4 protein-coding genes are annotated in these 3,495 nt (G+C 33.4%); 2 read left to right on the top strand and 2 right to left on the bottom strand.

Annotated elements, in window-relative coordinates:
* On the bottom strand, positions 1 to 99 hold a 99-nt coding region (locus tag ACIQZC_RS10095), incomplete at its 3' end, for a single-stranded DNA-binding protein (RefSeq protein ID WP_396139098.1).
* A 277-nt stretch (positions 100 to 376) separates the two neighbouring features.
* On the opposite strand from ACIQZC_RS10095, the gene ACIQZC_RS10090 reads away from it, so the two are divergent.
* Both ACIQZC_RS10090 and ACIQZC_RS10085 read left to right on the top strand, forming a co-directional pair.
* Entirely contained in the window at positions 377 to 727 is a 351-nt protein-coding gene (locus tag ACIQZC_RS10090; protein WP_396139097.1) for a hypothetical protein, read from the top strand.
* Positions 728 to 1,564 (top strand): NAD-dependent epimerase/dehydratase family protein, encoded by an 837-nt coding sequence (locus tag ACIQZC_RS10085; protein ID WP_396139096.1) that lies wholly within the window; start codon positions 728 to 730, stop codon positions 1,562 to 1,564.
* A 206-nt stretch (positions 1,565 to 1,770) separates the two neighbouring features.
* Here ACIQZC_RS10085 and ACIQZC_RS10080 read toward each other — a convergent pair.
* Positions 1,771 to 3,495: M13 family metallopeptidase (locus ACIQZC_RS10080; protein WP_396139095.1), on the bottom strand; the 1,725-nt coding region annotated here is incomplete at its 5' end.

Below are 3,495 nucleotides of genomic sequence, written 5' to 3'. Positions count from 1 at the left end.
GTTTGTTGCCAAAGTAAGGTTTGCAACTTTTTTGTCGTTAATTGATTTAACCTCTGGATCTTGTCCTACATGTCCGATTAATTGTACTCTGTTTTTCATGGCGTTTAAATATTTAATGTTAATAATTATGTTACTTTTTTATAATTTCCATAGCTAATGAAAAAGCTTTTTGATAGGCTAATAATTTTTTGAAATCCATTTTATTAATTTTTCTGAAAACTGTGACTGAAAACTGTGACTCATCACTCTTTCATTTCAACAGTGCAAAGATGTGGCAAGAAAAAAAGTTTATTCGGTAATTAGTTATTTACTTTCGGTTGTAACTATTTGTAAGCGTTTGTAAATGGAAATTTTGTATATTTGAAAAAAAGCAATTATGTCAAAAACCTGTTTAGAATGTGGCGATAAAATAATTGGGCGCGAAGATAAAAAGTTTTGTTCGGATGGCTGTCGCAATGCCTTTAATAACAAAATGAACAAAGATCAAAACAATCTGATGCGTAATATCAATAACTCGTTGCGCAAAAACTATCGTATCCTTTGTGATTTAAATCCAGAAGGCAAAACCAAAACAACTCGAAATAAAATGAGCAGTAAAGGATTTGATTTTGAATTATTTACTTCAATATTAAAAACAAAAACAGGCAATACTTATTATTTCGTTTATGATTATGGTTATATGGAAATAGAAAATGAGCAGTATGTATTAGTCAAAAAAGAAGCCTAAATGAAAACAATTGCGATACTCGGCTGCGGTTGGCTCGGTTTACATTTAGCCAAATCATTACTTTTAAAAGGATACAAAGTAAAAGGTTCAACGACTTCGGAAAGTAAGTTAGAAGTCTTGAAAAATGCTGAGATTTTGCCTTTCCAAATTCAATTAGAAACACAACAAATCATTGGAACTATTGAAGATTTTCTGAAAGAAATCGATGTTTTAATTATTGATATTCCGCCAGGATTACGAAGAGAAATTTCGACTTCAAACGAAATGTCATTCGTAAATAAAGTAAAAATATTAATTCCATTTATCGAAAAATCAGGTATTCAGAACGTTATTTTTGTGAGTTCGACTTCGGTTTATGGTGATGGTTTTCCGATTGTAGAAATTACAGAAGAAACAATACCAAATCCTGATACCGAAAGCGGGAAACAATTAGTTGTTTCTGAAACCCTTTTACAGAATAATATTCATTTCAAAACTACGGTAATTCGTTTTGGTGGTTTGCTTGGCGATGATCGTCATCCGGCGAAATTTTTAGCAGGAAAAACCAATGTTGAAAATCCGGATGCGCCTGTGAATTTAATTCAAAGAGAAGATTGTATTGGGATTATAGAAAAAATACTGAATCATAACGAAGCTTCGGAACAGTATGAAAATTGGGGAGAAACGTTTAACGCTGTCGCACCTCAACATCCAACGCGCAAAGAATATTATCAGAAAAAAGCGCTTGAATTTGGTTTAGATTTGCCTCAATTTAATAACGAAATTTCTTTGGGAAAATTAATAAAAAGCGATAAAATTATTCGAGATTTGCAGTATACTTTTCAAAAAGAATTGTAAAAAATCCCGATTTTTCAATTGGGATTTCATGAATATAAAAGTTACGATTTAGTAATAAAATTTAAAATTCAATTTTTATGAAAAAACAACACAGATTTCACAAAATTGCACTGATTCATTTTGGGTTAAATTTTTAATTAATCTGTGTGAATTTGTGAAATCTGTGTAAAATTTTATTTATACTGAATAGAAACATGAAAATAAGTTTACCAAATTTTCACTCGTTTATCTGGTGCAACATACATTCCGTTATTTGGTTGAATATTGAACGCATTGTAAAACGCTTCCACATTTTGTAACGGCACATAAGCACGATACATTCCTGGTGAATGTGGGTCGGTTTTTACTTGGTTTTTGATGGCTTCGTCACGCATTTTACTTCTCCAAATGGTTGCCCAAGAAATAAAGAACCGTTGCTCTGGCGTAAATCCGTCTATTAAACCTGGATTTCCAGTCGCTTTTAAATAGATTTGTAATCCGTCGTATGCTGCATTAACACCTCCTAAATCACCGATGTTTTCACCTAATGTAAATTTTCCATCTACAAAAATGCCCGGTAATGGTTCTAATGCTGAATATTGGTCTGCTAATGCACTTCCAAGACCTGTAAATTGTTTCAAATCGTCTTCACTCCACCAGTTTACTAAATTTCCATCGGCATTATATCTAGAACCGGAATCGTCAAATCCGTGCGAAATTTCGTGTCCTATTACAGCTCCAATTCCACCATAATTAACCGCTTCGTCCGCTTTATAATCATAGAAAGGCGGTTGTAAAATAGCCGCTGGGAATACAATTTCGTTGTTGGTTGGACTGAAATAAGCATTTACCGTTTGTGGTGACATGCCCCATTCTTCTTTGTCAACAGGTTTGCCTAATTTTTCGATATTCTTTTTATGACTCCATTTAGCATACATTCTTGAATTTTCAAAATAGGTACCGCCTTGTTCTGGTGATTTCACTTGTAATTCAGAATAATCTTTCCATTTGTCTGGATAACCTATTTTTACTCGGAATTTATTCAATTTTATTTTTGCATTTTCCTTAGTTGCTTTTGTCATCCAAGGTAAATTATTGATTCGGTTATCAAAAGCTAGCATCACGTTTGCAATCATTGCCTGAGCTTTTTCTTTTGCTTCTGGCGGAAATTTCTTGGCTACATATAGTTTTCCTAATGCTTCACCTAATCTTCCGTTAACGGTTGCTAAAGCTCTTTCTTCTGCCGGACGTTGTTTTACGGCTCCCGTTAATGTTTTTCCGTAGAAATCAAAATTAGCATTTTCGATAGTTGTAGATAAAATTCCTGCCGAACCTCTTAAAACGGTCCAGCGCATATATGCTTTCCAATCTTCAACTTGGTTGTCTTTTAATATTGTTTCAATTGTTTGTAAATATTTAGGTTGGGAAACCACTAAAGAATCCACTTTTCCCATTCCAACTGATAGGAAATAAGCATCCCATTTTACAGAAGGGACTAATTTTTGTACATCTGAAAAACTCATTGGATTATAGGTTTTTCTTCTATCTCTGCGTTCCACTCTATCAAAAGTAGCCGTTGACATTTTAGTTTCTAATGCTAAAATTTTCTTTGCATTGTCACTTGCTGATGCCTCAGAATCACCTATGAATTGTAACATTCTCGTTACGTGAGCTACATATTTTTCGCGTTTTTCTTTGTTGTCTGGCGCATCGGAAACATAGTAATCTCTATCTGGTAAACCTAGACTTCCTGTTCCAACATAAATAACGTTTTTGTTACTATTTTTAGCATCGGCACCAATGTAACTCCCAAAGAAACCTAATCCCATTTCTGGTTCCATTTCTGCTAATAAAGCAACTAATTGATCAGCGGTTTGAACCGAATTAATTTTAGCCAAATATGGTTTCAAAGGTTCAATGCCTTGTTTATTTCTGGTTACGGTATCTAAAAC

The organism is Flavobacterium sp. (genome assembly GCF_044338735.1).
GTDB lineage: Bacteria > Bacteroidota > Bacteroidia > Flavobacteriales > Flavobacteriaceae > Flavobacterium.
This window is presented reverse-complemented; position numbering and strand designations above follow the sequence as displayed.